This is a genomic window from Telluria sp. Soil_C_11, assembly GCF_057657395.1.
Window position 1 is genome coordinate 123714 of the sequence record NZ_JBDGIN010000009.1, and the last position, 26937, is coordinate 150650.

Annotated in this window: 26 protein-coding genes; 14 read left to right on the plus strand and 12 right to left on the minus strand. The window is 68.4% G+C overall.

From position 1 onward, the window contains the following. Nucleotides 1-6 precede the first annotated feature (6 nt). Nucleotides 7-2202 (minus strand): TonB-dependent receptor plug domain-containing protein, encoded by a 2196-nt coding sequence (locus tag AC3A6M_RS16505; protein WP_487853813.1) that lies wholly within the window; start codon nt 2200-2202, stop codon nt 7-9. 198 nt (nt 2203-2400) lie between these two features. Here AC3A6M_RS16505 and asd point away from each other — a divergent pair, with 198 nt between their 5' ends. Beyond that, nucleotides 2401-3261 carry an archaetidylserine decarboxylase gene (gene asd, locus AC3A6M_RS16510; RefSeq protein WP_487853814.1) on the plus strand — a complete coding sequence of 287 codons (861 nt, stop codon included), beginning with the start codon at nt 2401-2403 and terminating at the stop codon, nt 3259-3261. Between the two features lie 69 nt (nt 3262-3330). Here the strand turns inward: asd and AC3A6M_RS16515 are convergent, their stop codons facing one another. After that, on the minus strand, nt 3331-3768 hold the full coding sequence (locus tag AC3A6M_RS16515; protein WP_487853815.1) for a response regulator: 438 nt from the start codon (nt 3766-3768) through the stop codon (nt 3331-3333). 235 nt (nt 3769-4003) lie between these two features. On the opposite strand from AC3A6M_RS16515, the gene AC3A6M_RS16520 reads away from it, so the two are divergent. Continuing rightward, nucleotides 4004-4417, plus strand: a complete 414-nt coding sequence (locus AC3A6M_RS16520) for a response regulator (RefSeq protein ID WP_487853816.1) — start codon at nt 4004-4006, stop codon at nt 4415-4417. Between the two features lie 128 nt (nt 4418-4545). On the opposite strand, the gene AC3A6M_RS16525 is transcribed toward AC3A6M_RS16520, so the two are convergent. Then, the gene (locus AC3A6M_RS16525) at nt 4546-5481 is read right to left on the minus strand and encodes a LysR family transcriptional regulator (RefSeq protein WP_487853817.1); all 936 of its coding nucleotides are present in this window, start codon (nt 5479-5481) and stop codon (nt 4546-4548) included. Between the two features lie 127 nt (nt 5482-5608). Here AC3A6M_RS16525 and AC3A6M_RS16530 point away from each other — a divergent pair, with 127 nt between their 5' ends. The 3 genes from AC3A6M_RS16530 to AC3A6M_RS16540 all read left to right on the plus strand — a co-directional run bounded on the left by AC3A6M_RS16530 (nt 5609) and on the right by AC3A6M_RS16540 (nt 7682). After that, nucleotides 5609-6202 carry an FMN-dependent NADH-azoreductase gene (locus AC3A6M_RS16530; RefSeq protein WP_487853818.1) on the plus strand — a complete coding sequence of 198 codons (594 nt, stop codon included), beginning with the start codon at nt 5609-5611 and terminating at the stop codon, nt 6200-6202. A 100-nt stretch (nt 6203-6302) separates the two neighbouring features. Then, nucleotides 6303-7184 carry a pirin family protein gene (locus AC3A6M_RS16535; RefSeq protein WP_487853819.1) on the plus strand — a complete coding sequence of 294 codons (882 nt, stop codon included), beginning with the start codon at nt 6303-6305 and terminating at the stop codon, nt 7182-7184. A 24-nt stretch (nt 7185-7208) separates the two neighbouring features. Continuing rightward, complete coding sequence (locus tag AC3A6M_RS16540; RefSeq protein WP_487853820.1) at nt 7209-7682, plus strand: hypothetical protein; 474 nt, start codon at nt 7209-7211, stop codon at nt 7680-7682. Here the strand turns inward: AC3A6M_RS16540 and AC3A6M_RS16545 are convergent. Then, nucleotides 7663-8808: an acyltransferase family protein gene (locus tag AC3A6M_RS16545; RefSeq protein WP_487853821.1), complete on the minus strand. Its 1146-nt coding sequence runs from the start codon at nt 8806-8808 to the stop codon at nt 7663-7665. The two genes, AC3A6M_RS16540 and AC3A6M_RS16545, sit on opposite strands and share 20 nt — an antisense overlap. 103 nt (nt 8809-8911) lie before the next feature. Here AC3A6M_RS16545 and AC3A6M_RS16550 point away from each other — a divergent pair, with 103 nt between their 5' ends. Further along, nucleotides 8912-9889: a succinylglutamate desuccinylase/aspartoacylase family protein gene (locus AC3A6M_RS16550; protein WP_487853822.1), complete on the plus strand. Its 978-nt coding sequence runs from the start codon at nt 8912-8914 to the stop codon at nt 9887-9889. A gap of 5 nt (nt 9890-9894) precedes the next feature. Here the strand turns inward: AC3A6M_RS16550 and AC3A6M_RS16555 are convergent, their stop codons facing one another. Genes AC3A6M_RS16555 through AC3A6M_RS16570 form a run of 4 tightly spaced genes read right to left on the minus strand, consistent with a single transcriptional unit; the run spans nt 9895 to nt 13715 of the window. After that, a complete protein-coding gene (locus tag AC3A6M_RS16555) occupies nt 9895-10173 on the minus strand; it encodes a lipid-A-disaccharide synthase N-terminal domain-containing protein (protein WP_487853823.1) in 279 nt (92 codons plus the stop codon). Continuing rightward, the gene (locus AC3A6M_RS16560; protein WP_487853824.1) at nt 10166-11020 is read right to left on the minus strand and encodes a phosphatase PAP2 family protein; all 855 of its coding nucleotides are present in this window, start codon (nt 11018-11020) and stop codon (nt 10166-10168) included. Before AC3A6M_RS16560 ends, AC3A6M_RS16555 begins: the two co-directional genes overlap by 8 nt. 5 nt (nt 11021-11025) lie before the next feature. Next, complete coding sequence (locus tag AC3A6M_RS16565; RefSeq protein ID WP_487853825.1) at nt 11026-12693, minus strand: ArnT family glycosyltransferase; 1668 nt, start codon at nt 12691-12693, stop codon at nt 11026-11028. Beyond that, complete coding sequence (locus AC3A6M_RS16570) at nt 12690-13715, minus strand: glycosyltransferase family 2 protein (protein WP_487853826.1); 1026 nt, start codon at nt 13713-13715, stop codon at nt 12690-12692. Before AC3A6M_RS16570 ends, AC3A6M_RS16565 begins: the two co-directional genes overlap by 4 nt. Before the next feature lie 249 nt (nt 13716-13964). On the opposite strand from AC3A6M_RS16570, the gene AC3A6M_RS16575 reads away from it, so the two are divergent. Then, the gene (locus tag AC3A6M_RS16575; RefSeq protein WP_487853827.1) at nt 13965-14741 is read left to right on the plus strand and encodes a substrate-binding periplasmic protein; all 777 of its coding nucleotides are present in this window, start codon (nt 13965-13967) and stop codon (nt 14739-14741) included. On the opposite strand, the gene sugE is transcribed toward AC3A6M_RS16575, so the two are convergent. After that, nucleotides 14742-15062, minus strand: coding sequence for a quaternary ammonium compound efflux SMR transporter SugE (gene sugE / locus AC3A6M_RS16580; protein ID WP_487853828.1), 321 nt, complete (start codon nt 15060-15062; stop codon nt 14742-14744). A 169-nt stretch (nt 15063-15231) separates the two neighbouring features. Here sugE and AC3A6M_RS16585 point away from each other — a divergent pair, with 169 nt between their 5' ends. The 3 genes from AC3A6M_RS16585 to AC3A6M_RS16595 all read left to right on the plus strand — a co-directional run bounded on the left by AC3A6M_RS16585 (nt 15232) and on the right by AC3A6M_RS16595 (nt 19915). Continuing rightward, nucleotides 15232-16296, plus strand: a complete 1065-nt coding sequence (locus AC3A6M_RS16585; protein WP_487853829.1) for an alkene reductase — start codon at nt 15232-15234, stop codon at nt 16294-16296. 202 nt (nt 16297-16498) lie between these two features. Beyond that, a complete protein-coding gene (gene pepN, locus AC3A6M_RS16590) occupies nt 16499-19144 on the plus strand; it encodes an aminopeptidase N (RefSeq protein WP_487853830.1) in 2646 nt (881 codons plus the stop codon). Nucleotides 19145-19162: 18 nt separating this feature from the next. Continuing rightward, nucleotides 19163-19915, plus strand: a complete 753-nt coding sequence (locus AC3A6M_RS16595) for a hypothetical protein (protein ID WP_487853831.1) — start codon at nt 19163-19165, stop codon at nt 19913-19915. 3 nt (nt 19916-19918) lie between these two features. Here the strand turns inward: AC3A6M_RS16595 and AC3A6M_RS16600 are convergent, their stop codons facing one another. After that, nucleotides 19919-20287 (minus strand): hypothetical protein, encoded by a 369-nt coding sequence (locus AC3A6M_RS16600; RefSeq protein ID WP_487853832.1) that lies wholly within the window; start codon nt 20285-20287, stop codon nt 19919-19921. 329 nt (nt 20288-20616) lie between these two features. Between AC3A6M_RS16600 and AC3A6M_RS16605 the strand changes: the two genes are divergently transcribed. Beyond that, complete coding sequence (locus tag AC3A6M_RS16605) at nt 20617-21114, plus strand: acyl-CoA thioesterase (protein WP_487853833.1); 498 nt, start codon at nt 20617-20619, stop codon at nt 21112-21114. On the opposite strand, the gene AC3A6M_RS16610 is transcribed toward AC3A6M_RS16605, so the two are convergent. Beyond that, complete coding sequence (locus tag AC3A6M_RS16610; protein ID WP_487853834.1) at nt 21098-22345, minus strand: AMP-binding enzyme; 1248 nt, start codon at nt 22343-22345, stop codon at nt 21098-21100. The two genes, AC3A6M_RS16605 and AC3A6M_RS16610, sit on opposite strands and share 17 nt — an antisense overlap. A 179-nt stretch (nt 22346-22524) precedes the next feature. Here AC3A6M_RS16610 and AC3A6M_RS16615 point away from each other — a divergent pair, with 179 nt between their 5' ends. From AC3A6M_RS16615 to AC3A6M_RS16625, 3 genes are read left to right on the plus strand one after another with little or no spacing between them, the layout of a single operon-like run. Further along, nucleotides 22525-22917: a phosphonate transporter gene (locus tag AC3A6M_RS16615; RefSeq protein WP_487853835.1), complete on the plus strand. Its 393-nt coding sequence runs from the start codon at nt 22525-22527 to the stop codon at nt 22915-22917. Continuing rightward, nucleotides 22914-24239, plus strand: a complete 1326-nt coding sequence (locus AC3A6M_RS16620; protein WP_487853836.1) for a sensor domain-containing diguanylate cyclase — start codon at nt 22914-22916, stop codon at nt 24237-24239. Before AC3A6M_RS16615 ends, AC3A6M_RS16620 begins: the two co-directional genes overlap by 4 nt. A gap of 1 nt (nt 24240) precedes the next feature. Beyond that, nucleotides 24241-26007, plus strand: a complete 1767-nt coding sequence (locus AC3A6M_RS16625) for a putative bifunctional diguanylate cyclase/phosphodiesterase (protein WP_487853837.1) — start codon at nt 24241-24243, stop codon at nt 26005-26007. Here the strand turns inward: AC3A6M_RS16625 and AC3A6M_RS16630 are convergent. Beyond that, complete coding sequence (locus AC3A6M_RS16630) at nt 26004-26852, minus strand: aldo/keto reductase (protein ID WP_487853838.1); 849 nt, start codon at nt 26850-26852, stop codon at nt 26004-26006. The two genes, AC3A6M_RS16625 and AC3A6M_RS16630, sit on opposite strands and share 4 nt — an antisense overlap. Between the last annotated feature and the right edge of the window lie 85 nt (nt 26853-26937).

The window sequence follows — 26937 nt, forward strand, 5'->3', positions numbered from 1 at the left end:
CAGCGCCTAGAACTTCATCTCCATCGTCGCCCGCACGCTGCGGTGCACCGGATTCAGCGTACGGCTGGTCTGGGTGCCCACGCCCGGCGTCGTGTAGCTGCTCTGGCTGATCGTGTCCTGGGCCAGCAGGTTCGCGGTCGCCACGCGCAGCTGCAGTTTCGGGGTGAACTTCCACAGCGCATACAGGTCGAGGTCGCGCCGCACCGACTGGTAGCTGACCTGGTTGCCCGAGATGCGCACGAAACCGCCGTTCTTGAAGACATAGCTGCCGCCCAGGGTCAGCGGGCCGGTCTTGTAATCGGCGCCCAGAGTGGCCGACAACGGGGTCTGGCCATCCAGGCGGTTGTCCGGTCCCGGCACCGATTCCACGGTCGACCAGTTGCGAGACAGGCTGGCGCGCAGGTCGAGGTTGGTGGTGGTCTGCATCACGGCCTTCAGCGGGAACTTGGCTTCCAGTTCGAGGCCGTAGGTGCGCGCGTTGCCGCTGTTGGTCGGCGACGAGATCCAGCGCGTGCCGTCGAAGCTCACCAGGTTGCGGATGTAGTCGGTGATGTGGCGGCTCGACACGCTGGCCGACAGCAGCGCGCCCTCGCCCCAGTAATGCTCGTAGGAGGCGTCGATGCCCAGCGCCAGCTCCGGCTTCAGGTTCGGGTTGCCGATCGAATCCGGTTCGGTCTGGCTGTTGTTGACCGAGGTGAAGCGGTGCGGAATGATCTGCTGCTGGCCCGGCGCCTTGTAGGTGCGGGTCACGGCCAGGCGCACCTGGTCGCCCTTGGTGCCCGGCAGCTTGTACAGGGTCTGCGCGATCGGGCTCAGGACCGACGACGTGTTCTTCACCCGCGCGTAGGTGTTCCCTTCGGTCGAGGTGCGGATCCCTTCCCAGCGCGCGCCCAGGTACACCGACCAGGCAGGCGTCACATTCCACTCGTCCTGTCCGTACACGGCCACGCGCGAGACCGTCGACTCGTAGAACTCGTCGCCGCCCGGCAGCGACACGGTCGGCGCCGCGGCGTCGCGTTCGAGACGCCTGTCGTCGCCGCTCTGGTAGCCGCCATCCCAGCCGAAGGCCAGCGCATGGCCTTCGAAGCGGCTGCTGGTGTACTTGCCGGTCGAGGTCAGCCCGCGCACGGCGGCATCGGACTCGATGAAGGCGCTCAGCGGCCTTGCCGCCGGGTTGCCGCTGCCGAAACGGTACATCGAGTTGCCGGCGCCGACATACAGGCCGCTCAGCTTGGCGTCCAGCTTGGCGCCGGATTCGAACTTGTGCACCCAGTTCAGCTCTTCGCGGAAGACGTGGTTATGGTTGGTCATGCTCTGGTCGAGCCGCGGATAGGCGGGCAGCGGACCGACCAGCGTGTCGATGTGCCCCGCTTCGACCTGGCTGAAATTGGCCCAGTTGGCGAAGGTCTGCGAGGTCAGCGCATCGCCATTCTCGAAGGTGTAGTTCAGGCGCGGCGTCAGGTTCACCACGCTGATCCTGGCGTCCTGCGGCGTGTTTCCCCGGCGCAGGCCGGTCAGGACGCCGGCCGTGTTGACGAAGGTTTCGGTGGTCTCGGGATGGTTGGTGAAGCGGTTCTGGAACACGTTCGCCGCAAACGAGTAGGACAGCTTGCCGAGCTTGTCGGACAGCTGCAGGCTGGCGGTCGGGCTGTTCATGGCGGCGCCGTGGCCGTAGCCGAGCTTCAGCTCGCGCTGGGCGGCCTTGACCGACTTCTTCAGCACGATGTTGACGGTGCCGGCGATCGACTGGGTCGAGAACTCGGCGCTGGCGGCGCGCAGCACTTCGATGCGCTCGATCACGTCGGGCGACAGCGAGCTGATGTCGAAGCCCTGGGGCGCGCGCTCGCCGTTGATCAGCACCTGGGTATAACCATTGCCGAGGCCGCGCATGCGGATCTCGCCGCCGCGGCCGCTGCCGCTGATGGTCACGCCCGGCACGCGCTTGAGCACGTCCAGCACATTGGTATCGCCGTATTTGACGATCTCTTCGTTGTTCACGACGATCTTGCTGGCGGTGTCGTCGCGGCGTGGATCGTAGGATGCGGCGGCGCCCTTCACCTCGACCTGCTGGATCTTGCCATCGCCGGCAGGCTTGACGTCGCTGGTGACGGGTCCCTGCTGGGCATGGACGGGTGTGGCCAGGGCGGCCGCGACGGCGGCTGCGGCCAGGCTCAGGCGGAACGGAATGCGGTAGGCTGGCATGTCAATCTATTCAAAGTTGAAATGGGACGGCCATTCTCCACCAGATTTCGCCCATTTCATTGCCAGCCCGTAAATATTTTTGATATGCATGCACCAATTTCGTATGCATGCATATTAAAAATGATGTCAAAATGCAACCATAGCCCACTTGGCCGGGCTGACCGTTATAATCAGACATCTTTTATTCGAGGTTTCCCCGTGTCCGATCGCATCAAAGTCCTGCCGCAATACCTGCTGCCCAAGCAGCGCCTGACGAACCTCGCCGGCCGTGTCGCCGGCGCCAAGGGCGGCTCGATGACGACCAGGCTGATCCGCTGGTTCGTCGGCAAGTACGAGGTCAACATGGACGAAGCCGAGAATTCGGACATCGCCAGCTACACCAGCTTCAACGATTTCTTCACCCGGCCGCTGAAGGCCGGCGTGCGGCCGCTCGCGGATGCCGCCTTCGTCTGCCCGGTCGACGGCGCGATCAGCCAGTTCGGCGCGATCGACGACCACCACATCCTGCAGGCCAAGGGCCACCGTTTCACCACCACCGAACTGGTGGGCGGCGATGCCGAACTGGCGAAGCAGTTCCAGCACGGCAGCTTCGCCAACCTGTATCTGTCGCCGAAGGATTACCACCGCCTGCACATGCCCTGCGACGGCAGGCTGACCCGCATGATCTACGTGCCGGGCGCGTTGTTCTCGGTGAACCCGACCACGGCGCGCGGCGTGCCCAACCTGTTCGCCCGCAACGAGCGCGTGGTCTGCGTGTTCGACTCGGCGCAGTACGGCCCCTTCGTGATGGTGCTGGTCGGCGCCACCATCGTCGGCAGCATGGCCACCGTGTGGCACGGCGTGGTGAACCCGAAGCGCCCGCAAAAGATCAGCGAATGGCGCTATGACGACCAGGACATCGTGCTGAAAAAGGGCGAAGAGATGGGCCGCTTCCTGCTCGGCTCGACCATCGTGATGCTGTTCAAGGCGAATACCATCGCCTTCAACCAGGACTGGGCGCCGGAGCGTTCGGTGCGGCTCGGTGAAAAGATGGGCGATTTCGTCGGCGCGCGCGCCTGAGCGGGCGCGCATGCGGGATCTGCGGTGCGCGGGACCGGGTACGCCGCTGCGTGCCCGTTGCCCGGCCGTCTAGCTTCGGAGCATCTGGAGAATGTCGTCGATCCTGTAGGGTTTCGCGGCAAACAGGTAAGGCCGTTCACGGTTCTTCAGCAGTTCGGGCACCACGTACCCGGAGGTCAGTACGATCTTGACCGTCGGGTACATATTGCTGACGGCGTCCGCCAGTTCAAGCCCGTTCATCCCGGGCATCATGATATCCGTGAACATCGCATCGATGTCCTTGTCGTCCTGAAGGATCCGCAGGGCTTCGTCCGCCGAGTGGGCGAGCACGACCTCCAGGCCGTTGGCGCTCAACAGGGTCGCCGCCAATTCCGCGCCGTCGGATTCATCTTCCACGAGAAGTAACTTGTGCAACATGCTGACCGGGCCGTCTGTCGACGACGTTCCGGAACGCGGCGATCGATTCTCGGGCAATTCGCCGCCAGTCTTTCCTGACGTGCTGTTCATATTCATTCTCCCGTGAGCGGATGATCTATTTTACCCATTCCTCCGGACGTTAATAGTGTAATTCGCCAACGCCCCAGCCAACTTCCAGGAAATGCCGGCAAAACATGCAGCCGGAATGAACCCGATTTACCTGCCATTCAAAAACCCGTTTGCCTTTTCAACTGGATTATAATCGCTCCGATTATTCCGCAATTCCAGATTTCAAACCACGAAAAGAATGCCCGGGGATGGAAGCATGAAGTATGCACTGGTTCTGGAAAAAGATACTGCGCGCTGCAACAAGACTTCCAACGTTCTTTCATCAATGGGCTACCTGATAACGCCGGTATTCAATCCCAAGAAAGCCTTGCATGCCGTCCATATGATCCAGTTCGATCTGATCGTTACCTGCACGGCAGTCAATCCCGGCGATCGGCGCTCCCTTACCGGCGAATTAAAACGCTGTTCGCCGGATTCCATCCTCATATTATTGGCCGACCCGGAAACCGGGCCTCATTTCAACAGCAACCATGACGGTACCGACGCAATCCTGGAACGGCCGCTGACAGTCCCCAGCCTCAACAACGTTCTCGATTTCAACCTTCATGACGGCTTCTCGGTGTCGGCTTTCGCCCGGCGATTCGAAAGGCGAAGCCGGGCGATCGATTAAGCGATGCCTTTCGCCTCCGGGCAAATACCATGGCCATTTCTCGCGGATAGATTCGGCAGCCAAACGAATCAACGGCGGATCGCGCCGGCAAGCAGCGGGTGCCGCGATGCCATGCATTGCGCCGCCGATCAGCCGTGCTGCACAGTCCGGCCCGCTTCCTGCCCGCGCGCCCGCGCGCAGCACGCCTCTTCCAGCATGTCCAGGAAAGCCCGCGTCTTGGCCGGCATCAGCCGCCGGCCCGGGAATACCGCCCAGCCGGTCGCGGCCGGGAATTCCCATTCCGGCAGCACCCGCACCAGCTCCCCGTCCTGCAGGTACGGCTGCACGAACAGCGTCGAACTGGCGGCGATGCCTGCGCCGCCGGCGGCGATGCGCGCCAGCAGCTCCGGTGAATTCGCGGTCAGTCGGGCCCGCACCGGGTGTTCCCAGCGCACCTTGCCGCGTTCCAGCACCCAGGGGGCGGCGCCGCCGTTGCGGCTCAGGATGCACAGCAGGTCGTGCCGGTTCAGGTCGTCCGGATGCTCGGGCAGGCCATGCTGGGCGATGTAGGAAGGCGCCGCGTACAGGCCGAAACGCTCCAGTGAGACCCGGCGCGCGTGGAGGCTCGAATCCTCGGGCAGGTCGCCCATGCGGATCGCGATGTCGAAACCTTCGGCCACCAGGTCGACCCGGCGCGGCGACAGGTCCAGCTCCAGCGACACCGCCGGATAGCGCGCCGTGAAGCGTGCGATCAGGTCGGTCAGGTAGAGGTTCGCGAAATCGCCCGGCATCGAAATCCGCAACTTTCCGCTGGGCTCGGCCTGGCGGTGCTGGGCCAGCGCCCCGGCCGCCTCGACCTCGTCGGCCACCTTGCGCGCGTGCTCGAGCAGGCTTTCGCCGAACTCGGTCAGCACCAGGCGGCGCGTGGTGCGCTGCAGGAGCCGCTCGCCGAGGCCGGCTTCCAGCAGCGCGATGCGGCGCGAGACCGTCGATTTCGGCAAGTCCAGGCGCTGCGCGGCCATGCTGAAACTGCCTGCCTCGACGATGCGCGCGAACAGCAGCATGTCGTTCGCTTCAATATCCATGATCGCTCCTGATTGTTCCATCGGTTGAATAATGTTATCCATTTTATCGTCTTCCGCACGATAGATGGAACCGTTAAAGTGTCTCCATCGACACACCAACCGATACTACAAACACCAAGGAGCCACCATGAACATTCTGCAGATCAATTCCAGCGTCCGCGGCGCCAATTCCGAATCGAGCCGCGTGGCCGGCAACATCGTCGCCAAACTGAGCGCGGCCAACCCGGGCGCCACCGTCACCGTGCGCGACCTCGGCGCCAACGCCCACCCGGTGCTGGACGAAGCCGCACTGGGCGCCCTGTTCACCCCGGCCGACCAGCGCACGCCCGAGCAGGCCGCGCGCGTGGCCCAGGACGATGCCCTGATCGCCGAAGTGCAGGCCGCCGACGTGGTCGTGATCGGCGCCCCGATGTACAACTTCGGCATGCCGATCCAGCTGAAAGCCTGGTTCGACGCCATCGCCCGCGCCGGCGTGACCTTCCGCTACACCGAGTCCGGCCCGGAAGGCCTGCTGAAGAACAAGAAGGTGTTCGTGGCCACGTCGCGCGGCGGCATCTACCCGGAAGACGCGGATCCGCAAGTGCCGCACATCCGCATGCTGCTGAACTTCCTGGGCATGAGTGACTCGACCTTCGTGTACTCGAACGCCCAGGCGATGGGCCCGGATGCGGCCGGCAAGGGCCAGGCCGACGCCGACGCCGCGGTCGCCGCACTGGCCTGATCGCAGGCCCGCAGCAGGGGCCTGCAGCAGCAGCCTGACGCATCGGCATGATGCGTGCGCCGCGGCCCCGGCCGCGGTTTTACTTCATGAGGAGATCGAGATGGAACAGCAAACGACAGTGATGACCGAAGAAGAACGCGTCGAACGCAGCCGCCGCATCGAGCGCGTGCTCGGCGGCCAGTTCGTGATGGATGGCGCCGGCGTCAAGATCAATCGCGTCCTGACCCAGACGCTGCAGCGCCGTCTCGACCCCTTCCTGATGCTGGACGCCTTCGGCAGCGACAAGGCGGGCGACTACATCGCCGGCTTCCCGGAGCACCCGCACCGCGGCTTCGAGACCGTCACCTACATGCTGGCCGGCCGCATGCGCCACCGCGACAGCGCCGGCAACGAAGGCCTGGTGAGCGACGGCGGCGTGCAGTGGATGACGGCCGGACGCGGCGTGGCCCACTCCGAGATGCCGGAGCAGACCGAGGGCCTGATGGAAGGCTTCCAGCTGTGGCTGAACCTGCCCGCGAAGGACAAGATGAGCGCGCCCTGGTACCGCGACATCCCGCACGAGGAAGTGCCGCGCTTCAGCCTGCCCTCCGGCGCCGCCGTGAAGGTGATCGCCGGCAGTTCGCACGGCGTGGATGGCGCCGTGCAGCGCGAAGCGACCCAGCCGCTCTACCTCGACATCGCGCTGCCGCAAGGCGCCGAATTCGAGCAGCCGCTGCCGGCCGGCCACAACGCCTTCTTCTACGTCTACCGCGGCGAGGTCGTGGTCGACGGCAAGGCGGTGCCGCAGGCGCGCATGGCCATCCTCGACAATGCGAAGGAGGCCGATGGCGTGCGCATCAAGGCGGACGTGGACAGCCGCCTGGTCCTGATCGCCGGGCGCCCGCTGAACGAGCCGATCGCGCAGTACGGTCCCTTCGTGATGAACACGAACGCCGAGATCTTCCAGGCGGTCGAGGATTTCCGCGCGGGCCGCTTCGCCTGACCGCTGTTCGGCTACACTAGCGGCATGCCGCTGCTACCTGTCATCTCCAACCTGCTCGGGCGCGCCAGCCGCGCGCTCGGGCTGGAAACCATCGACGCCTTCCCGCCGGGTCATCGCTACGCCGACACCCGCTGGGACAAGGCCTATTTCGACATCCCTTCCGACTACAAGCCCGAGCGCATCGAGCAGGCCATGTCCGAGGCGATCGCCAACACGCCCAGCGTGTTCGCCTGGATCCAGCACCCGACCCCGCGCATGCAGCGCGCCCTGCTCGGCGTCATCCACGCCCGCCTGCGCCGCGGCGGCACCCCGCCGAACGAGCTGCTGGCGATGCTGATCGACGCCTACGCCAGTCCGCGCACGCAGGAAGCCGTTCCCGGCCTGCGCGCGGCGATCGCCAGTACCGACGGCTATGATCCCTCGATGCGGGTGGCGCACCTGGCGGCCTGGCTGGCCGACATGCCGGCCGCCTTCGACGTCATCGAAGCACGGCCCTGACCTGCTCCGGCGCGGCGCCGTTGTCCGGCACATGGCGCGCGCGCAGCCGCATGAACGGCGTCTCGACCAGGCGGTACAGCAGCCACCCGGCCAGCACCGAAGCCGCCAGCGCCGCCGCGATGACCAGCGGGTGCTCCGGACCATAGCCGGCTTGCGCCAGGGACTGCGCGACCAGCATGGCGACCTGCTTGTGCACCAGGTAGAGCGCGTACGACCAGCGCGCCAGCGGCGAGGCGCCCGGCACGCGGATGCGGTGCAGCGGCGACTCCGGGGCCAGCGCCGCCAGGATCAGCAGCGCGCAGCCCAGCGCCAGCAGCGGATAGCCGAACACGGTGGCCCCGAATCCATAGTGGTCGGCCAGGAACCAGCGCAGCGCCACGCCGCTCACCAGCAGGCCCGCCGCCAGCAGCAGCCTGCCCTGTCCCATGAGGCGCGCCCATATCCCGCCATGGAAATTCCTCAGCAGGGCCAGCGCCACCCCGGCCAGCAATTCGTCGAAGCGGCAGAAGCTCGAGTAATAAATGAACTTGTAGTAGAAGTGCAGCCAGTTGGCTTCATCCTGCCCGCTCAGCCAGGCGCCGGCGCGCACCGCCATGCCCGCCGCGAATGCCAGCGCGAATGCCGCCCAGGCCCAACGGCGCCCGAGGCTGCGCCTGCCCAGCGCCACCGCGATCAGCGCGCAGGCCGGCAGCAGCAGGTAGAACTGCTCTTCGATGCACAGCGACCAGGCGTGCGAAAAGGCGGTGCCCGGCTCCAGGCCGATGTTCTGGGTGAAGCTGAGATACTTCCACAGCGGCAGCATCGGCGTGCCGCCGCGGAAAGCCGGCCACAGCGCATACAGCGCCAGCACGGCATAGAAGTTCGGCAGCGTGCGCAACAAGCGGCGCGCGTAGAAACGCCCCAGGCTCAGGCCGCCCGGGCGGTGCAGCGCCTGGAAGATCTGGTTGCCGATCAGGTAGCCGGACAGCGCGAAAAACAGGTCGACGCCGACCCAGCCGATCTCGCCGACCCAGCCGAAGGTGTCGCCGCCGCTGACGAACAGCACGTAATGGTGCAGGACCACCAGCGTCACGGCGAGCGCGCGCAGGGTGTCGAGGCCATGGATGCGGTCGGAAGCGCGGCTCATGTGGAAGATCGTCGACGAAAACGCCGGATGATGCCACGCGCCTCCCCTCGTGCCAAGGATTCCCGATAAAATGCCCGCACCGATATTTCCTTGGAACACAAGCATGACCTCTGCCGCAAGCCAGCTGCATTTCAAATCCGTCAACTATACGGGCCAGGGGCCGGGCCCGCGCGTCATCATCATGGGCGCGACCCACGGCAACGAGACCTGCGGCACCCAGGCCATTACCCGCGTGATGGCGGAACTCGACGCCGGCACGCTCCACATCGCCAACGGCAGCGTGACCTTCGTGCCGATCGTGAATCCGCTGGCCTATGCCAAGAACACCCGCTCGGGCGACCGCAACCTGAACCGCGACCTCTCGCCCAAGGAAAATCCGCAGGACTTCGAGGACCGCGTCGCCAACTGGCTGTGCCCGCTGCTGGCCCAGCACGACGTCCTGCTCGACCTGCACTCCTTCAACGCCGCCCACGGCGAACCCTTCGTGATGGTCGGCCCGCTCGACAACGACGGCACGCTGGAACCCTTCAAGCACATGCGCGAAGAACGCGCGCTGGCGCGCCGCTTGGGCGTGCGCCGCTTCGTGACCGGCTGGATGGCGGCCTATGGCGGCGGCGTGCAGCGCCGTTCGCGCGGCGACGCCGCCGAACTGAAAACCGTGCTGCGCTACGGCATGGGCACCACCGAATACATGCGCAGCACCGGCGGCTACGCGCTGACCCTGGAGTGCGGCCAGCACCTCGACCCGCAGGCGCCAGAAGTCGCCTACCGCGCGATCATGAACACCCTCGCCCACCTGAAGCTGATCGACGCCCCGGCGCCGGAACCGGTCCCGTTCGACGAGATGGAAGCGCTGCAGATGGTGGTCGTGCACGACAAGCTCGACGCCGGCGACCGCTTCACCCGCACCTGGGCCAGCTTCGACCCGGTGCAGGAAGGCGACCAGATCGGCGTGCGCGCCGACGGCAGCCCGGTGACCGCCGAGTTCTCGGGCCGCATCCTGTTCCCCGACGTGAACGCCGGACCGAACCAGGAGTGGTACTACCTGACCCGTCCGAATCCGCAGTTCGGCCGCGAGTAAAGCGCTCAGCTGCCGGCTTCCCGCACCCGTTCCGCCCGGATCAGGTGCAGGTTGCGCAGGTAAATCGCCACGCCCAGCCCCTGGCCGGCGACGAATACCGGATCGCGCCGGTGCAGCGCATACGCGAGCAGCACCAGCGCGCCCACGATGCTGAGGTACCAGAACGCGACCGGGATCACGCTGCGGCCCCGGCGCTCGCTGGCCAGCCACTGGATCACGAAGCGTCCCATGAACAGGGCCTGGCCGCCGAAGCCGACCAGCAGCCACCAGCCGTCCTCAGCCATCCGCCCTCCCCTTGGCCGGCTGGCGCCACGGCGCGCGCCGCCAGCGATGGCGCCACCGAACGCGCCAGCGCAGCAACCAGCGCAGCCGCGGCAGCATCCACGCCATTTCCCACGCACCCCAGGCCAGCGACACGCAGCCGACCGCGCGCTGCGCCGGCAGCACCGCCGGGACGCGGATATGCTGGCTCACCAGCAGCGCCGCGGCCACCCCGGCCAGCAGCAGGCCGGCCAGGAATCCGCCCACGCCGGAGGTGCGCCAGCCCCTGCGCCCGTGCATCGCCAGCCCGAGCCAGGCGCCCAGCCAGCCGCCCAGCATGCCCCACAGGATGTCGACCGGCCAGTGCACGCCGACCATGATGCGCGACAGGCCGACCAGGGTGGCGAGCAGCAGGAGCAGCGCGCGCAGCAGCCGGCTGCCGGTCCCGCCCATCGACCAGATGCCGGCCATGGCGAAGGCCGCCGCCGCGTGCCCGGACGGGAAGGACACATGCCGGTATGCCGGCCCGGCCTGGTAGAACTGCTCCGGCGCCAGCACCGACAGCGGGCGCGGCAGGTCGATGAACTGCTTGGTCAGCTGGGTCCAGAGGCCGGCGAAGACGGCGGCGAGCAGCGCCGCCCAGAAGCAGTGCGGCAGGCGCCGGATGCAGGGCAGCACCAGCGCCAGCGCCACCGCGCCGTCGCCCAGCATGGTGAGGTGCAGCCAGAACAGCGGGCCGAGCGGGTGGCCGGCGTGGTTCAGTACCAGGAAGGCGGCGCGGTTGGCGCCCGCCGCCAGGACCAGCACCAGCAGCGCCAGCCCGGCGGCCGGCGGCAGCCACACCCAGGGGGAACGCAGCGGCGGCGCCATGGGATTCAGTCCGGCATGCGCGCCAGCACGATGCCGCCCTTGCGGTACAGCACCTGGACCGGACCCAGGCCGGCCAGCGCGTCGCTGCGGGTCAGCACCACCTGGCCGCGGGGCGGCAAAGCGGCGAGCGCCGGCGCGGCAGGCGTGACCGCGCCGCGGTAGACCGAGAAGCTGGGCACGTTGATGCGCCAGCCATGGACGTCCCAGCCGGCGCGCCGGGCCAGCAGGGCCGCTTCCTTGACCGGCCCCTGTTGCAGTTCGGCCAGCGCCGGCAGCAGCAGGCCGGCCAGCGCCAGCGAACACAGCACGCCGCTTGCGGCCAGGCGCCGCCACAGGCAGGCGCCGCGCCACAGGGCCAGCCCGAGCGCCGCCGCCAGCAGCACCAGGGCGCCGGCCTGCCAGGCCGTTCCGAATACCCCGGTCCGGCCGAGGGCCTCGCGCAAATAGGGGTTGCGGCTCTCCGGCGCCAGCACCGCCAGCAGGCGCGGCAATGCCGCCACCAGCGCGAGGAACAGCAGGGGCGGCGCGAACGCCAGCAGGTTCGAGCGCAGCGCATGCCGCTCGCGCGCCATCAGGACGAACAGCGGCGTCGCCCCGTACAGCAGGTAGTGCGGCAGCTTGGTGCCGGCCAGGGAAAAGAACAGCAGCACGAACAGGAACCAGCACCACAGGAAGGTGTCGAGCGGTGCAGCCTGCATGCGGCGCAGGCCGGGCAAGGTGCGCAGGAACAAGCCGCTATACGGCAGCAGCAGGACCGGGATCACCGGCAGGTAGTACAGCAGGCCGCCGCCATGCCCCTGCAGCGGCGCCAGGAAGCGCTCGACGTTGTGGCGCAGGAAGAAACCGGCCAGGAAGGCATCGCCGCGCCGTTCGAATTCCAGCAAATACCAGGGCATGGCGACCGTCAGCAGGATCGCCCAGCCGGCCGGGTCGCGCGCGGCGCGCCACCACTCGGCCACCCTGCCCTGCAGCGCAAACGCGAGCAGGCTGGCGCAGCCGGGCACCAGCAGCGCCACCGGCCCCTTGGTCAGCAGCCCGAGGCCGATCCACAGGAAGATGCGCCGGCGCCAGGCCGGGCGCGGGTCGCCGGCGTAACGGACGATATCGAACATGCTCAGCGCCAGGAACAGGTTGAGCAGCGCATCGGCGGTCGCGCCGCGCCCGATCACGGCGACCCCCGCGCTGCCGGCGGCGATGAAGGCCGCGGCGTAGCCGGCGTCGCGGCCGAGGAAGCGGCGCGCGAACGCGAGGATCGCCGCGATCCAGGCGCAGGCCGCCAGCGCGGACGGCAGGCGCAGCGCGAATTCGTCCAGCCCCAGCAGCCGTACGGAAGCCGCCTGCAGCCAGTAGATGAGGATCGGCTTGTCGTAGCGCGGCTGGCCGTTCAGCCAGGTGGAGAGATAGTCGCCGCGTTCGAGCATCTCGCGCGTGGCTTCGCCGAAGGCGCCCTCGTCGACGTCGAACAGCGGCACCGCGCCGAGCCCGAAGAACAGGCCGAGGAAGGCGGCGCCGGCCAGCACCAGCGGCAGCAACAGCGGGGGCAACGGCGGGGGCAACGGCGGGGGCAACGGCGGGGCCGCCGCCTGCGCCGGACGCGCCAGCCGTGCCGGCCGGCCGCGCGCGCACCGGGCCGGCGGCGGCGACGCGCCCTCCCTGGCCGGGCCGCCGCTCATGGCTGCCGCGCCGCGCCCGCGCGCGGCCCCGCGTCCGTGACGGCGCCGCCCGCGCCGAAGCCGGCGTCGCCGCCGAGGGTTTCGCGCACCAGGTAGGTACGGGCGGCGCCGACCTCGAAATAGGTGCGCGCCAGTACCTCGGTGACGATGCCGGTGCACACGAACTGCACGCCGATCGCCACCAGCAGCACCGCCAGCAGCAGCAGCGGACGGTTGGCGATGGCTTCGCCTTCGCCCAGCTTGAGCCAGCCCAGCCAACCGAGCGCCGCCACGCCGGCGAAGGCGCAGGCCAGGCCGATGCGTCCGAAGAAGTGCCCGGGACTGGCGCGGAAGCGCACGAAGAAATACATCGACAGCAGGTCGAGCAGGACCTTGAAGGTGCGCGACAGGCCGTATTTCGAGCGCCCGTAGAGGCGCGGGAAGTGGCTGACCTCTTCCTCGCGGATGCGGTCGGGCGAGGTCACGGTGGCCATCCAGGTCGGGATGAAGCGGTGCATTTCACCGTACAGCCTGACCTCGCGCAGCACTTCGGTACGGAAGACCTTCAGCGAGCAGCCATAGTCGTGCAGCCTGACGCCGGTGACGGCGGCGATCAGGCGGTTCGCCAGCATCGACGGCAGCCGGCGCAGCCAGAAGCCGTCCTTGCGCGCGCGGCGCCAGCCGACCAGCAGGTCGAGGTTTTCGTCGAGCAGGCGGCGCACCATGCGCACGATGTCGTGCGGATTGTTCTGCAGGTCGCCGTCCATGGTGGCGATCACGCTGCCGCGCGCGGCGTCGATGCCGGCCTGGGTGGCGGCGGTCTGGCCGAAGTTGCGGCGCAGGATCACGGCGGCCACGTGCAGGGGACTGGCGCCCACGGCCTCGCGGATGCGCTCGGCGGTGCGGTCGCGGCTGCCATCGTCGACCAGGATCAGTTGCCACGGCCAGGGGCAGGCCGCCATCGCCGCCTGGACCTGGGTGGCCAGCGGCAACACGTTGTCTTCCTCGTCGTGCATCGGCACGACCAGCGACAGGCTATGCATGGCAGGCCCCGGCGGGCCGGCCGGCGGCGCTGGCGAACAGGATCATCCTTTCCTCCCGGGTCCTCGGATGGGGCGCAGCCGCCCCGGTTCGCCACCGAGTTTAGGGAGCCGGCACCGCGGCCATGCCGAACGGATCAAACGTGCGCGCTGTGCGCTGTAGAGGTAAGGTTTCGGGGGTAATTGATCGGCGCGCGCCGGGAAGTCGCTTCGTGCGACAATCCGGTGCCTGCAGGAACAACAACGATAACAATGGATGACATCGGAAAAAGGCCGGGGCGGTCCGCCCGCCTTCTGGCGCTCTCCCTCGGGCTGGCGTCCTGCGCCGGCGCATGGGGCATGGAGGTGCGCGTGGCCGCGCAGGAAGGCATTGCGCCGAAATGGATCGCGCTGCCCGGGCGCGCCGCCGGCATCTGCCCGGACATCATGGCGGCGGTCGAGCGGGTCGAGCCGCGCCTGCACTTCGCCGGCTATCGCCGCAGCCGCTCGCTGCCCGGCATCGAGGCCGGCCTCGAATCGGGCAGCCTGGACGCCGCCTGTGCGCTGGTCGCCACGCCGCGGCGCCGGGCGATCGCGGTACAGGCCGGCAAATCGGTGTATGTGGTGCGCCACGTGCTGGCGGCGCGCGCCGGCGACCAGGCCGTCGTGCGCGACATGCAGGACCTGGTACGCCTGGGTGCGCTGGTCACCAGCCAGCGCGGCTCCTCGTTCACCGAAAACCTGAAGCGGGCCGGGGTCCGGGTCGACGACGCCAGCGACGACAACCGCCTCAACCTGCGCAAGATGCTCGGCGGCCACGGGCGCTTCGCCTACCTCAACGAACTGAGCCTGCAGAACCAGATCCGCTCCGAAGGCCTGGGCGAGCGGGTGCGCGTGCTGCCGGCGGTGCTGGGCGCCGAGCCGACCTATTTCTGGGTCAGCCGCAAGGCCGATCCCGCCCTCTCCGAACTGCTCGGCAATGCCATCGACAAGCTCAAGGCCGACGGCGAACTGGGCCGCATCTACGCGCGCTGGAAGGCCTCTCCCTGATCAGGCCGGCGTCAGCAGTTTCAGTCCGGCGATGCCGGCCACGATCAGGCCGATCGACAGCAGGCGCAGCGCGCCGGCCGGTTCGCCCAGCATGATCATGCCGAACACGGCGGTGCCGACGGTGCCGATCCCGGTCCATACGGCATAGGCGGTGCCGAGCGGCAGCGCGCGCAGCGCCAGGCCGAGCATGCCGACGCTGCCGGCCATCGTCGCCAGGGTGAACACGGACGGCCACAGGCGGGTGAATCCGGCGGTGTACTTCAAACCCACGGCCCAGGCCACTTCCAGCAGTCCGGCAACGACCAAATACGCCCAGCTCATCGGCTTCTCCGCTCATCCACACATGAAAGGGCCGCAAGTATACCACCGCGGCCACGTCCCGATTTGTGACTGCCAAGCAAAAATGGGACGGTCCCGGCAGGATTTTCCGGTGTGGCGTAAGATGAGCGCCGCTTTACTGAATTCCGAGTCAACAAGAACAGGAGTACTGATGACTACATTGTTTGACCCCTTGAAAGTCGGCGCGCTGGAGCTGCCGAACCGCATCGTCATGGCGCCGCTGACCCGCTCGCGCGCGGTCGGCGAAGGCCGCGTGCCGAATGCCCTGATGGCCGAGTATTACGCGCAGCGCGCCTCGGCCGGCCTGATCCTGTCGGAAGCGACCTCGGTGACGCCGATGGGCGTGGGCTATGCCGACACCCCGGGCATCTGGTCCGACGAGCAGGTCGAAGGCTGGAAACACGTGACCGATGCCGTGCACAAGGCCGGCGGCCGCATCTTCCTGCAGCTGTGGCACGTGGGCCGCATCTCTGACCCGCTGTTCCTGAACGGCGAGCTGCCGGTGGCGCCCTCCGCCATCCAGCCGGCCGGCCATGTCAGCCTGGTGCGCCCGATCAAGACCTACGTGACCCCGCGCGCGCTCGACCTGGAAGAGATTCCCGGCATCGTTGCCGCCTACCGCAAGGGCGCCGAGAATGCGAAGAAGGCCGGCTTCGACGGCGTGGAAGTCCACGGCGCGAACGGCTACCTGCTCGACCAGTTCCTGCAGGACAAGACCAACCAGCGCACCGACGCCTACGGCGGCCCGATCGAGAACCGCGCCCGCCTGATGCTGGAAGTCACCGACGCCTGCATCGAGGTCTGGGGCGCCGACCGCGTCGGCATGCACCTGGCGCCGCGCCGCGATTCGCACGACGTGGGCGACTCGACCCCGCTGGAAACCTTCGGCTACGTCGCGCGCGAACTGGGCAAGCGTGGCATCGCCTTCATCTGCGCGCGTGAAGCGATCGGCGACGACCGCCTCGGCCCGGCGCTCAAGAAAGCCTTCGGCGGCGTCTACATCGCCAACGAAAAGCTGACCAGGGAAAGCGCCGAACAGCTCCTGACCAGCGGCGACGCCGACGCGGTCGCCTGGGGCCAGTGGTTCATCGCCAACCCCGACCTGCCGGAGCGCCTGAAGCGCAATGCGCCGCTGAATCCGGCCCGCCCGGAGAAGTTCTACGCCCCGGGTCCGGAAGGCTATATCGACTATCCGGCGCTGCAGGCCAACGCCTGAGCCAGTCCCTCTCTGCCCTTCGCCATATGCATGCATATGCCGAAGGGCATTTTCTTCCGCATACAGGCCCTTCCGGCAGCAAAAATTCCTCGTTCCGGCCTCCATACCGATACGAATAATATTGCTGACATGCTATTCTTGCGCGATCCGTTCCGGCAGCCACCAGCCGCCGGCATTGTCGTCAATCGTCGCAAGGACTTCCGTGAAACCCTCCGCTCTTCGCCTGATGCCGCTCGCCATCGCCACCGCGCTGGCCTTCGCTCCCGCCACCTACGCCAACGCCGCTGCCGCGCCCCGCGCCGAGAACGCCTTCCTGTCGCAGGCCGATGCCGCCGCGCGTTCGGCGCGCGTCTCGAACGTCGACTACGTGCTGGACTTCACGTTGACCGGCAAGGAGAGCTTCGGCGGCACCACGACCCTGAGCTTCGACCTGAACGACGCCTCGTCCCCGCTGACCATCGACCTCGACAAGGCCACCGTCAAGTCGGTCACCGTCAACGGCAAGAACGTCACCCCGCAGTACAACGGCTGGTTCGTGACCCTCGCCGCCGCCGACCTGGTCAAGGGCCGCAACACCGTCGCCATCGCCTACGAGCGTCCGCACAGCACCAACGGCGAAGGCCTGCACCGCATGGTCGACCCGGTCGACGGCCGCGTCTACACCTATTCCCACTTCGAGCCGGCCGCCGCGCACCAGATGTTCGCGGTGTTCGACCAGCCCGACCTGAAAGGCAGCTACCAGGTCAACGTGACCGCGCCGGCCGACTGGGAAGTGATCTCGACCACCCGCGAAACGAAGGTCGAAGCCAGCAATGACGGCAAGCGCTGGACCTTCCCGAAGTCGAAGAAGCTGAGCCCCTACAACTTCTCGATGCACGCCGGCCCCTACAAGAAATGGGAAGACACCAGCGGCAAGTACCCGATGCGCCTGTTCGCGCGCCAGTCGGTGGCATCGCAGATCAAGCCGGCCGAGTGGTTCAAGTACACCAGGGCCGGCCTGGCCTTCTTCGACGATTACTTCGGCATCCCCTACCAGTTCGAGAAGTACGACCAGATCCTGGTGCCGGACTTCCTGTACGGCGCCATGGAAAACGCTGGCGCCATCACCTTCGCCGAGCACGGCTTCATGTACAAGGCCGACATGACGGCCGAGCAGCGCCAGCGCCTGGCCGCCGTCATCATGCACGAGATGGCGCACCAGTGGTTCGGCGACCTGGTCACCATGAAGTGGTGGAACGGCCTGTGGCTGAACGAAAGCTTCGCTTCCTTCATGGGCACCTTGGCGACCGCCGAAGCCACCGAGTTCAAGGACGCCTGGCGCGCCTTCTACTCGCAGGGCAAGCAGGGCGCCTATTCCCAGGACCAGCGCTCGACCACCCACCCGATCGAAGTGCCGGTGCCGTCGACCCGGAACGCGTTCGACAACATCGACGCCATCACCTATTCCAAGGGCGCATCGACCCTGATGCAGCTGCGCCACCTGCTGGGTGCGGACGTGTTCCGCAAGGGCGTGCACAACTACCTGGTCAAGTACCAGTACCGCAACGCCACGCTGGACGACTTCATCGGCAGCCTGGGCGACGCCGCCGGCCGCGACCTGAAGGGCTGGACCAGGGACTGGCTGTACCAGCCGGGCGTCAACACCATTGCCGCGAACTACAGCTGCAAGAACGGGAAGATCGCTTCGTTCAGCCTCGACCAGACGGCCACGAAGCAGTTCCCGACCCTGCGCGAACAGCGCGTGCAGGTCGCCAGCTTCCGCATGGACGGCAAGGAGCTCAAGCTCGACAAGAACGTGGCCGTCACCTACAAGGGCGCGAAGACTGCCGTGCCGGGCATGGTCGGCGCCGCCTGCCCGGACCTGGTATACCCGAACTTCGAGGACTGGGGCTTCGTGAAGGTCCAGCTCGACAAGCGCTCCTTCGACACCGCGCGCGCCAGCCTGGCCAGCGTCGACGATCCGCTGCTGCGCGCCATGCTGTGGCAGAGCCTGTGGGACGGCGTGCGCGACGCCAAGCTGCCGCTCAACGAGTTCATCAGCACCGCCCTGAACAACGCCCCGCACGAACAGGACTACACCCTGCTGGGCGACGTGCTGGGCAAGGTCGGCGCCGCGCGCCACTACCTGAGCGCGATGGATCCGAACGGCGCCTACGCGATCCAGGCCGGCCGCCAGCTCGAAGACATGGCCTGGAATGCCGCCGTCGCCGCGAAAGGCAACGACGACTTCCAGCGCCGCTGGTTCGGCACCTACGTCAACCTGGCCGGCTCGCGCCCGGCCCTCGACCGCCTGGCCGCCCTGCTGGACGGCAAGCAGACCCTGGACGACCTGGCCATCAACCAGGACCTGCGCTGGTCCATCATCGCGCGCCTGAACCGCTTCGACTACCCGGGCGCGGCCGACCTGGTGAAGGCCGAGCAGGAGCGCGACAAGTCCGACAGCGGCCAGGCCGCGGCGCTGGCGGCGACCGTCATGCGCCCGGACCCGGCGGTCAAGAGCGAGTGGCTGGGCACGATCCAGGACACGAAGACCAAATTGCCGTTCTCGAAGGTGCGCACGGCGATGGGCAGCCTGTATCCGACCGAGCAGAAAGCGCTGGCCGAGCAGACCGCCGACCAGCGCCTGGCGAAGCTGCCGGAGCTGGACAAGAACGCCGGCCCGGTCTACATGCGCGCCTACGGTCCGAGCATGATCCCGGCCAGCTGCACCCCGGCCAGCGTCAAGCGCCTGCAGGCGGCCAGCACGAAGATGACGGCGCTGTCGGCCGGCACCCGGCGCGCCCTGCTCGACACGCTCGAAGAAGACCAGCGCTGCGTGGCGATCAGGCAGGCCATGACGGTCAAGTAAACGCTTTTTCAAGCACGCATGGACCACGGCGCCGGCGCGGCAGGTTTCCCCTCCAGGAACCGGACCGCGCTGGCGCTGGTTTTTTTCATGCATATGCTGGCGCTGCTGGCCTGGATGCAGCAGCGCCAGCAGCGTTTTTCGACGCCGGAGGGACCGCGGCTCCTCACGATCCTGCTGCAGCCGCAGCGGCTGCGGCCTGCGAACCCGGTCCCTGCGCCCTCTCCCCCGTCCACGCTGCCGGCCCGTGCCGCGCACCCGCCTGCGCGCATGCCCGCGCCGTGGCCGCATCCGCTGCCGCCCGCGACGGATGCGGCGCCGTCTCCAATTCCCGCACCCGAACCGGCCGCGCCGGCGCCGTCCCCGGCCGCGCCGCGCCTGGAAGACGCCCGTGTTCCCGCCGACGTCCGGCAAGCGATCCGCGAACAGCAGCAAGCCGAAGGCGGCTTTGCCCTCGGCCTGTCGAAGCGCCAGGCCGGCCGCATCGACCGCGAACTGCGCAAGGGGAAATCCGGCGTGCCGGAAGAGCCGGATACGCCGATGGGACGGTTCCGGCGCGGGCTGGAAGCGGCCCACGTCGAGCGCTCGATGAGCGTGCAGGAAGACAGCTATACCTCGCCGGACGGCGTCATCGTCTACCGCAAGCGCATCGGCAATACGACCATCTGCCGGCGCAGCGGCAGCATCAATCCGCTGGGCATGCGCGGCATGCTGTTCGCCAACGAGGCCGGCGATGTGCCTTGCCCCAAGGGCGTGCAGTGGAAGAAGGACTGAGGTTCAGCGCTTGCCGCCGGACTTCTCGCCGCCCGCCGCGGGCTGACCCGGCGCCCGCGGCGGCGCGCCGCACATCTCGGCCACGCGCTCCCAGGCGCCTTCGGCCTGGCAGCCGAGCGGCGGATTCTCCTGCAGCAGCTTGCCCAGCTCGACCGGCTTCATCGGGTTGACGCTGACGTTCGGATTGAGCTTGATGCACATGACGTCCTGCCATGCGGCCTGGACGTTGCGCGGAATGGGCATCGGCCCGCGCAGCTTGCCGGCCGCGGCCTCGCAATCCGTTTTCGTGCGGAACTCACCGCGCAGGTTGGCCTGGTCGAGCGTGACGTCCAGGCCCGACTGCAGATACAGCAACAGGATCATCGTGTACATGTTTCCCTCGTGTTGGACGTGTGCTTGACCACGTTTCTGTCTTCTTGTTCCCCGGCGCACGCCTGAGTTGCATCAGCCCGGCGCCGCCGTCCGGCATTCAGCCTGTGAGTTTTCAACGCGGATGACATACAAGGTGCTTGGGCGATACGGTGTTCTCGCGCCCCTGGCCGGGATCTGGCAGCGCGCGGCTCCGACCACCAGCCCTTGCTGCTCGAACTGGGCTAGCGCCATGTCCGCTGTATTGACAGTATCGCAAACTGCGTCCTGGCGTGTCGCATGGACCAACGGTAGAATGGCCGGCCCAACCGTCACCGCCAGGAAGGACTGCCTTGAACTGGGATTATCCGGACCCCTTCGTGCTGCCGCGCGTGCCCCAGGCCGCCGATATCGATGGGCTGAACCACACCAACAATGCCGTCTACGTGCGCTGGTGCGAGCAGGTCGGCTGGGCCCATTCGGAATCGCTCGGGCTCGGCCTCGACGATTACCATCGCCTCGACCGCGCGATGGCGATCCGGCGCGGCGAATACGATTACATCCTGCCCACCTTCGAACACGAAGCGCTGACCCTGGCGACCTGGCTGGTGGGCGGCGACGGCAAGCTGTCGATGGAGCGCCGCTTCCAATTGGTGCGCAACAGCGACGGCGCCACCGTGCTGCGCGGGCGCTGGGACCTGGTCTGCATCGAACTCGCGAGCGGCCGGCCGCGCCGCATGCCGCAGGAATTCCTGGACGCCTACATGCCGGCGATTACCGCCGCCGCGACGCCGGATTCCACGCCGGGTTGCACGCCGGGTTCCGCGCCGGGATCTACGCCAGGTCGATGATCCAGTCGGCCGGCTTGCCGCTGGCCTGGCGCGGCAGGCGCTCGCCGAAGCTGAGCGCGGCCGGGCGCTCGGGCGTCGCCAGGCGCTCGGCGCACCAGGCCAGCAGTTCGGACCGCAGCGCTTCGAGGGCGGCATCGCCGGCGCCGGCCGGCAAGTCCGCCGGGACGACGAAGGCTTTCAGGCGCCGGCCCTCGTCCGGCCGCATCAGGCGCACGGCAGCGTCCGCGACCCGCGGGTGCATGCGCAACACCTCGGCCACATAGGACGGGAACACATTCACGCCGCCGACCTGCACCGCCGCGTCGATCCGCCCGGCCGGCAGGAAGCGGCGCTCTCCCTCCCACTCCAGCTTGTCCTGCAGCGGATAGCGGGCCGTGCCGCCGTCCGGCAAGGCGCGCGCCAGTTCGCCCGGCGCCTCCAGGCGCGACCAGTAGGGCAGCAGCTTGAACGGCGCGCCGGCTTCCTCGCGCCAGCCGACCCCGGCCGTCTCCGAACTGCCGTACACCTGCAGCAGGCGCAGGCCGGCCTCGGCCAGCGCGCGCGCCAGCGGGTCCGGGCACGGCGCGGTCGAGCTGACGCCCGCCACGCCGGCGGCAAAGCGCGGCGCCAGGCGCGCGGCCTGCTCCCACCAGCCCGGATGGGCCACCAGCAGGTCGCCGGGCCGCGCCTCGCGCAACAGGGTGCCGGGCGCGGCCAGGCGCAAATCCAGAACCTCGGCGCCATGGCAGGCGCGCGGCAGCAGCACCGTGAACAGGAAACCGTAGATGTGGTGGCTGGGCACCACGCTCAGGATGCGCCTGCGGCCCGGCAACAGGCGCGCCAGTTCCAGGGTTTCCTGCCACAGCAGCGCGAGCGCATGGGTGCAGCGCTTCGGGCTGCCGGAACTGCCCGAAGTGCGGAAGGTCAGCGCCGCTTCTTCGTCCGCCGCGGCGGCGCGCAGGCCGGCGCGGGCGGCCTCCACCCAGTCGTCCAGGCCGGGCCGGGCCAGCAGGCGCGTGTCGACGTCGGCGCGCTCCAGGTGCAGGGCCTCGGCCAGCGCCGTGCCCATGCCCAGCAGTTCGAGCGAATCGACGCCGAGGTCGCGCACGAAGTCCAGGCCGCGCGGCCACGGCAGCGGCGCCGTGCCGCGTCCGGGCCGTGCCTGGACCAGTTCGGCCGCCAGCAGGTCGCTCACGAAGCGCCGTATGGCGGCATCGTCTTCCCACCAGTCGGGCGTGGCTTGGTTCGTCATGTCATGTATATAGGTGAAATGGGCGCCCGGATGGTGCCGGCAGGCGGCGCGCCTGTCAAATCCAGGAGCGCCTGGGGCAATGTCACATGTTCGCACGATTGATTTGACAGATGGTGAACGCCATGTCACCATCCCTTTCTTGTCTGCAACACTTTTCCCTTATTCGCAAACACGCCGCCATGAATGCCGCCACCGATCTGTCCTTTACCGCGCCCGGCCTGCATGGCCTGCTGGCGCAACTGAGCCCCGAACAACTCGACCGCCTCGATTTCGGCGTGATCGGTTTCGATGGCGCCACCCATGTCAGCCGATACAACCGGACCGAGTCCGAGGCCGCCGGCCTGACCGCCCCGCGCGTGCTGGGCCAGCCGCTGTTCACCAATGTCGCGCCCTGCCTGAACAACTTCATGGTGGCCCAGCGCTTCGAGGATGCCCAGGATGAAGGCTGCGCGCTGGACGACACCATCGACTACGTGCTGACCCTGCGCATGCGCCCGGTGAAGGTGACGTTGCGCCTGCTGGCCGAACCGGGCAGCGATCAACGCTACGTGCTGGTCCAGCGCAAGCCGTGAGCGGCGACGCGCACGCCCGGCTGGCGGCCGAGCACGAGGCGCTGATCCAGTTCCTCTACCTGGCCCCGGTGGGCCTGGTACAGACCGGCATCGACGGCGAGATCGTGATGATCAACCCGATCTCGGCCCAGCTCCTGATGCCGCTGTCGCGCGACGGCAGCCTGGCCAACCTGTTCACCGCGCTGCAGGACGTGGCGCCGGAACTGCGCCACCTGTGCGCGATGTTCGCGCGGCCGAGCGGCATGATCTGCGACGGGCTGCACATCCACCTGAACGGCGGCGCGTCCGGCAAACGCCTGCGGGTGCCGCAGGTGCTCTCGCTCAGCCTCGTGAAGCTCGACGACGCGCGCCTGATGGCGGTGCTGCAGGACGTCAGCGAACAGGTGCGCCGCGAACGCCAGCTGCGCCAGAGCGACGCCTGGCTGAATGCCCTGCTGACCAGCATCAGCGACTATGCGCTGGTGGGCCTGGACCGCGAGGGCCGGGTCAGCTGCTGGAACGAGACCATCGGCCGCGTGACCGGCTTCAGCCCGTCGGTGGTGGGGCGGCCGTATTCGGTGTTCTACCCCGACGATGCGACCACGCCGGAACGCGCGCACGACCGCCTGCGCGAAGCCGACGACAACGGCTGGAGCCTGGAGGAAGGCCCGCGCCTGCGCGCCGACGGCAGCCAGTTCTGGGGCAGCGCCATGATTTCGCCGCTGCCGGACCGCGATCCTGAACCGGCCGACGACACCGAGCCGGCGTATTGCCTGGTCCTGCGCGACATCGGCGACAAGCGCGAGCTGATCGACCAGCGCCGCAAATCCCTGTTCTGCGACGAGCTGACCGGCGTCGCCAACCGCCGCGCCTTCTTCGAGGCGGCCGAACTGGAGCTGACGCGCAACCGCCGCACGCCGCGCCCGACCGCCCTGATCCTGTTCGACGCCGACCACTTCAAGCGGATCAACGACCGCCACGGCCACCCGGCCGGCGACGCCGTGCTGCGCCAGCTGGGCGCGGCCCTGGCGCTGACCTTCCGCCAGATCGACGTGGTGGCGCGCGTGGGCGGCGAGGAATTCGCCGTGCTGCTGCCCTCCTCCACCCTGGCCGGCGCCGCCGCCGTCGCCGAGCGCCTGCGCAGGCTGGTGGAAGGCCAGCCGGCCACGTTCGAGGGCAAGCCGATCGCCTACACGGTCAGCGCCGGCGTCGCCGCCATCGACGATGGCGAGACGCTCGACCTCGATACCCTGATCAAACGCGCCGACCAGGCCCTGTACGCCGCCAAGGCCAAGGGGCGCAACCGGACCGAGTGCTGGAGCCCGCGCGCCGATGCAGCCTGACATGCACACCGAACCGAACAAGCACGATGCCTACGAAGCCCTGGTGCAGTTCCTGTACCGGGCCCCGATCGGCCTGGTGCAGGCGAGCCTGGACGGCACCGTCGACATGCTGAACCCGATGTCGTCCAGCCTGCTGATGCCGCTGGTGCGCGACGGCAGCATGGACAACCTGTTCACGGTGCTGCAGGGCGTGGCGCCGCAACTGCGCGAACTGACCGGGAACTTCAGCGAGCCCTCGGGCGCGGTCTGCGAAGGCCTGCGCCTGCAACTGGGCGACGCCGCGGCGCCGCAGTGGCTGTCGCTGTCGGTGCTGAAGCTCGACCCGACCCGCCTGATGGCGGTGGTCACCGACGCCACCCACGAAGTGCAGCGCGAGCAGGAACGCATGGCGCGGCGCCTGAAGACGGCGGCCCGCACCGATGCCCTGACCCGCATGCCGAACCGCGAGGCGCTGCTGGAACAGGCGCAGCAGATGCTGGCGCGGCTTCCGGGCAGCGGCGCGGGCGGGACCGGCTTTGCCCTTCTGTTCCTGAATTGCGACCGCTTCCGCCAGATCAACGACGCCCTCGGCCAGGCCGCCGGCGACCGCCTGCTGGTGCAGATCGGCGAGCGCATCCGCGCCACCCTGCGCCCGCCCAGCGACCGCATCGATCCGAACGCCGGCGCCGGCCAGATGGCGGCCCGGGTCGGCGCCGACGAATTCGCCGTGCTGCTGGATGGCCTGCGCTGCCGCGAGGACGCCGAGCGGATCGCCGCGCGCCTGCTCGACGCGCTGGGGCGCAGCTACCAGCTGCCGGGCGGCCAGGTCGTCGACTGCAGGCTCTCGATGGGCCTGGTGTGGGGCGCGGACGCCGGCGGCTTCGCGGGTGAGATGCTGCGCGACGCCAGCATCGCGATGGTCGAGGCCAAGCGCGCCGGCGGTGCGCTCTGCACGGTGTTCGAGCCGGCCATGCGCGAACGCGCGGCGCGCCGTGCCGACATCGAATCCGAGCTGCGCCAGGCCCTGGCCGGGGATGAGCTGTTCGTGGTCTACCAGCCGGTGGTCGGGCTGCGCCCGGACGGCGGCACCGACCTGTCGGCCGGGGTCGAAGCCCTGGTGCGCTGGCGGCATCCGCAGCGCGGCGTGGTGCCGCCCGTCGAATTCATCCCGGTGGCCGAGGAATCGGGCCTGATCGGCGCGCTCGGCGACTTCGTGCTGCGCCGCGCCTGCCGCGATTTCATGGCCTGGCAGCGCGAACTTGGGGCACAGGCGCCGCGCCTGCTGGCGGTGAACCTGTCGCGCGCCCAGCTGGGACAGACCGACTGGCCGTCGACCGTGCGCGCCATCCTCGACGAAGCGGGCATGCGCCCGGCCCAGCTGCAGCTCGAAGTGACGGAAAGCCTGGCGGCACAGGACCAGCAGGTGCAGGACCGGCTGCACGAACTCAAGGCGCTCGGCATCACGCTCGCGCTGGACGATTTCGGGACCGGCTATTCCTCGCTGTCGAGCCTGCACCAGCTGCCGGTGGACACGGTCAAGATCGACCGTTCCTTCGTCTGCCAGGCCGACACCAGCCACCACCACCGCGTGCTGATCGAAGCCACCGTCAAGGTCGCCGAGAGCCTCGGCATGAGCACCGTGGCCGAGGGCATCGAGACCGAAGCCCAGGCGGCGGCCGTGCGCGGCCAGCAGTGCGCCAAGGGCCAGGGCTACCTGTTCAGCCGCCCGCTGGCGTCGAACGCGCTGCTGGACTGGCTGCGCGCCGGCATCCAGCGTCCCGCCGTCTAGCGCATCGCCAGCGGCCGGCGCCGGCTCGGCGCCGGAAAGCCCGCGTCGAGCTGGGCCAGGTCCTCCGGACCCAGCACCAGGTCGAGCGCGGCGCGGTTCTTGCGCACGTGCTCTAGCCGCACCGCCTTCGGGATCACCACCACGCCGTCCTGGCGCAGCAGCCAGGCCAGCGCCACCTGGGCCGGCGTCACCCCATGCCGGCGCGCGACCGCGCCCAGCTGCGGATTGCCCAGCAGGCCGCGCTGCTCGCCCGGGTTCGACTCCAGCGGAGAATACGCCATCACCGGGATCCGCCGTTCGCGGCACCACGGCAGCAGCTCCCATTCGATGCCGCGCTGGCTCAGGTTGAACAGCACCTGGTCGGTCGCGACCAGTTCGCCGCCGGGCAGCGCGGCCGCCTCCAGCATGTCGTCGAGGTCGAAATTGCTGACGCCGAAATCGCGGATCTTGCCCTGCTCGCGCAGGCGCACGAAGGCCTCCAGCGTCTCCGCCAGCGGCACGTTGCCGCGCCAGTGCAGCAGATAGAGATCGATGCAATCGGTGCCCAGGCGGCGCAGGCTGCGCTCGCAGGCCGCCTGCACGCCCTTGCGGTCGGCGTTGTGGGGATAGACCTTGCTAACCAGGAACACCTCGCCGCGGCGGCCCGCGATCGCCTCGCCCACCACTTCCTCGGCCCCGCCCTCGCCGTACATCTCGGCCGTGTCGATCAGCGTCATGCCCAGGTCCATTCCCAGGCGCAGCGCCGCCACCTCGTCCCGCCGCGCGGACGGGTCCTCGCCCATATTCCAGGTGCCCTGGCCGAGCACGGGGATCCGATTACCCGACGGCAATAGCAAAGCCTTCATGGCCTCTCCTTTCGCGTAAAAACCGACGATACCCCAGGCACGGCGCTTGTGCGCGCTCAAGAGCGAGATTGAGGCAGGCGGGCTT

What these genes read in the sequence shown, in the direction of transcription:
- AC3A6M_RS16505 (WP_487853813.1), bottom strand. Translation starts at nt 2,202, where the DNA reads ATGCCAGCCTACCGCATTCCGTTCCGCCTGAGCCTGGCCGCAGCCGCC.
- AC3A6M_RS16515 (WP_487853815.1), bottom strand. Translation starts at nt 3,768, where the DNA reads ATGAACAGCACGTCAGGAAAGACTGGCGGCGAATTGCCCGAGAATCGA.
- AC3A6M_RS16520 (WP_487853816.1), top strand. Translation starts at nt 4,004, where the DNA reads ATGAAGTATGCACTGGTTCTGGAAAAAGATACTGCGCGCTGCAACAAG.
- AC3A6M_RS16525 (WP_487853817.1), bottom strand. Translation starts at nt 5,481, where the DNA reads ATGGATATTGAAGCGAACGACATGCTGCTGTTCGCGCGCATCGTCGAG.
- AC3A6M_RS16530 (WP_487853818.1), top strand. Translation starts at nt 5,609, where the DNA reads ATGAACATTCTGCAGATCAATTCCAGCGTCCGCGGCGCCAATTCCGAA.
- AC3A6M_RS16535 (WP_487853819.1), top strand. Translation starts at nt 6,303, where the DNA reads ATGGAACAGCAAACGACAGTGATGACCGAAGAAGAACGCGTCGAACGC.
- AC3A6M_RS16540 (WP_487853820.1), top strand. Translation starts at nt 7,209, where the DNA reads ATGCCGCTGCTACCTGTCATCTCCAACCTGCTCGGGCGCGCCAGCCGC.
- AC3A6M_RS16545 (WP_487853821.1), bottom strand. Translation starts at nt 8,808, where the DNA reads ATGAGCCGCGCTTCCGACCGCATCCATGGCCTCGACACCCTGCGCGCG.
- AC3A6M_RS16550 (WP_487853822.1), top strand. Translation starts at nt 8,912, where the DNA reads ATGACCTCTGCCGCAAGCCAGCTGCATTTCAAATCCGTCAACTATACG.
- AC3A6M_RS16555 (WP_487853823.1), bottom strand. Translation starts at nt 10,173, where the DNA reads ATGGCTGAGGACGGCTGGTGGCTGCTGGTCGGCTTCGGCGGCCAGGCC.
- AC3A6M_RS16560 (WP_487853824.1), bottom strand. Translation starts at nt 11,020, where the DNA reads ATGGCGCCGCCGCTGCGTTCCCCCTGGGTGTGGCTGCCGCCGGCCGCC.
- AC3A6M_RS16565 (WP_487853825.1), bottom strand. Translation starts at nt 12,693, where the DNA reads ATGAGCGGCGGCCCGGCCAGGGAGGGCGCGTCGCCGCCGCCGGCCCGG.
- AC3A6M_RS16570 (WP_487853826.1), bottom strand. Translation starts at nt 13,715, where the DNA reads ATGCATAGCCTGTCGCTGGTCGTGCCGATGCACGACGAGGAAGACAAC.
- AC3A6M_RS16575 (WP_487853827.1), top strand. Translation starts at nt 13,965, where the DNA reads ATGGATGACATCGGAAAAAGGCCGGGGCGGTCCGCCCGCCTTCTGGCG.
- sugE (WP_487853828.1), bottom strand. Translation starts at nt 15,062, where the DNA reads ATGAGCTGGGCGTATTTGGTCGTTGCCGGACTGCTGGAAGTGGCCTGG.
- AC3A6M_RS16585 (WP_487853829.1), top strand. Translation starts at nt 15,232, where the DNA reads ATGACTACATTGTTTGACCCCTTGAAAGTCGGCGCGCTGGAGCTGCCG.
- AC3A6M_RS16595 (WP_487853831.1), top strand. Translation starts at nt 19,163, where the DNA reads ATGGACCACGGCGCCGGCGCGGCAGGTTTCCCCTCCAGGAACCGGACC.
- AC3A6M_RS16600 (WP_487853832.1), bottom strand. Translation starts at nt 20,287, where the DNA reads ATGTACACGATGATCCTGTTGCTGTATCTGCAGTCGGGCCTGGACGTC.
- AC3A6M_RS16610 (WP_487853834.1), bottom strand. Translation starts at nt 22,345, where the DNA reads ATGACGAACCAAGCCACGCCCGACTGGTGGGAAGACGATGCCGCCATA.
- AC3A6M_RS16615 (WP_487853835.1), top strand. Translation starts at nt 22,525, where the DNA reads ATGAATGCCGCCACCGATCTGTCCTTTACCGCGCCCGGCCTGCATGGC.
- AC3A6M_RS16625 (WP_487853837.1), top strand. Translation starts at nt 24,241, where the DNA reads ATGCACACCGAACCGAACAAGCACGATGCCTACGAAGCCCTGGTGCAG.
- AC3A6M_RS16630 (WP_487853838.1), bottom strand. Translation starts at nt 26,852, where the DNA reads ATGAAGGCTTTGCTATTGCCGTCGGGTAATCGGATCCCCGTGCTCGGC.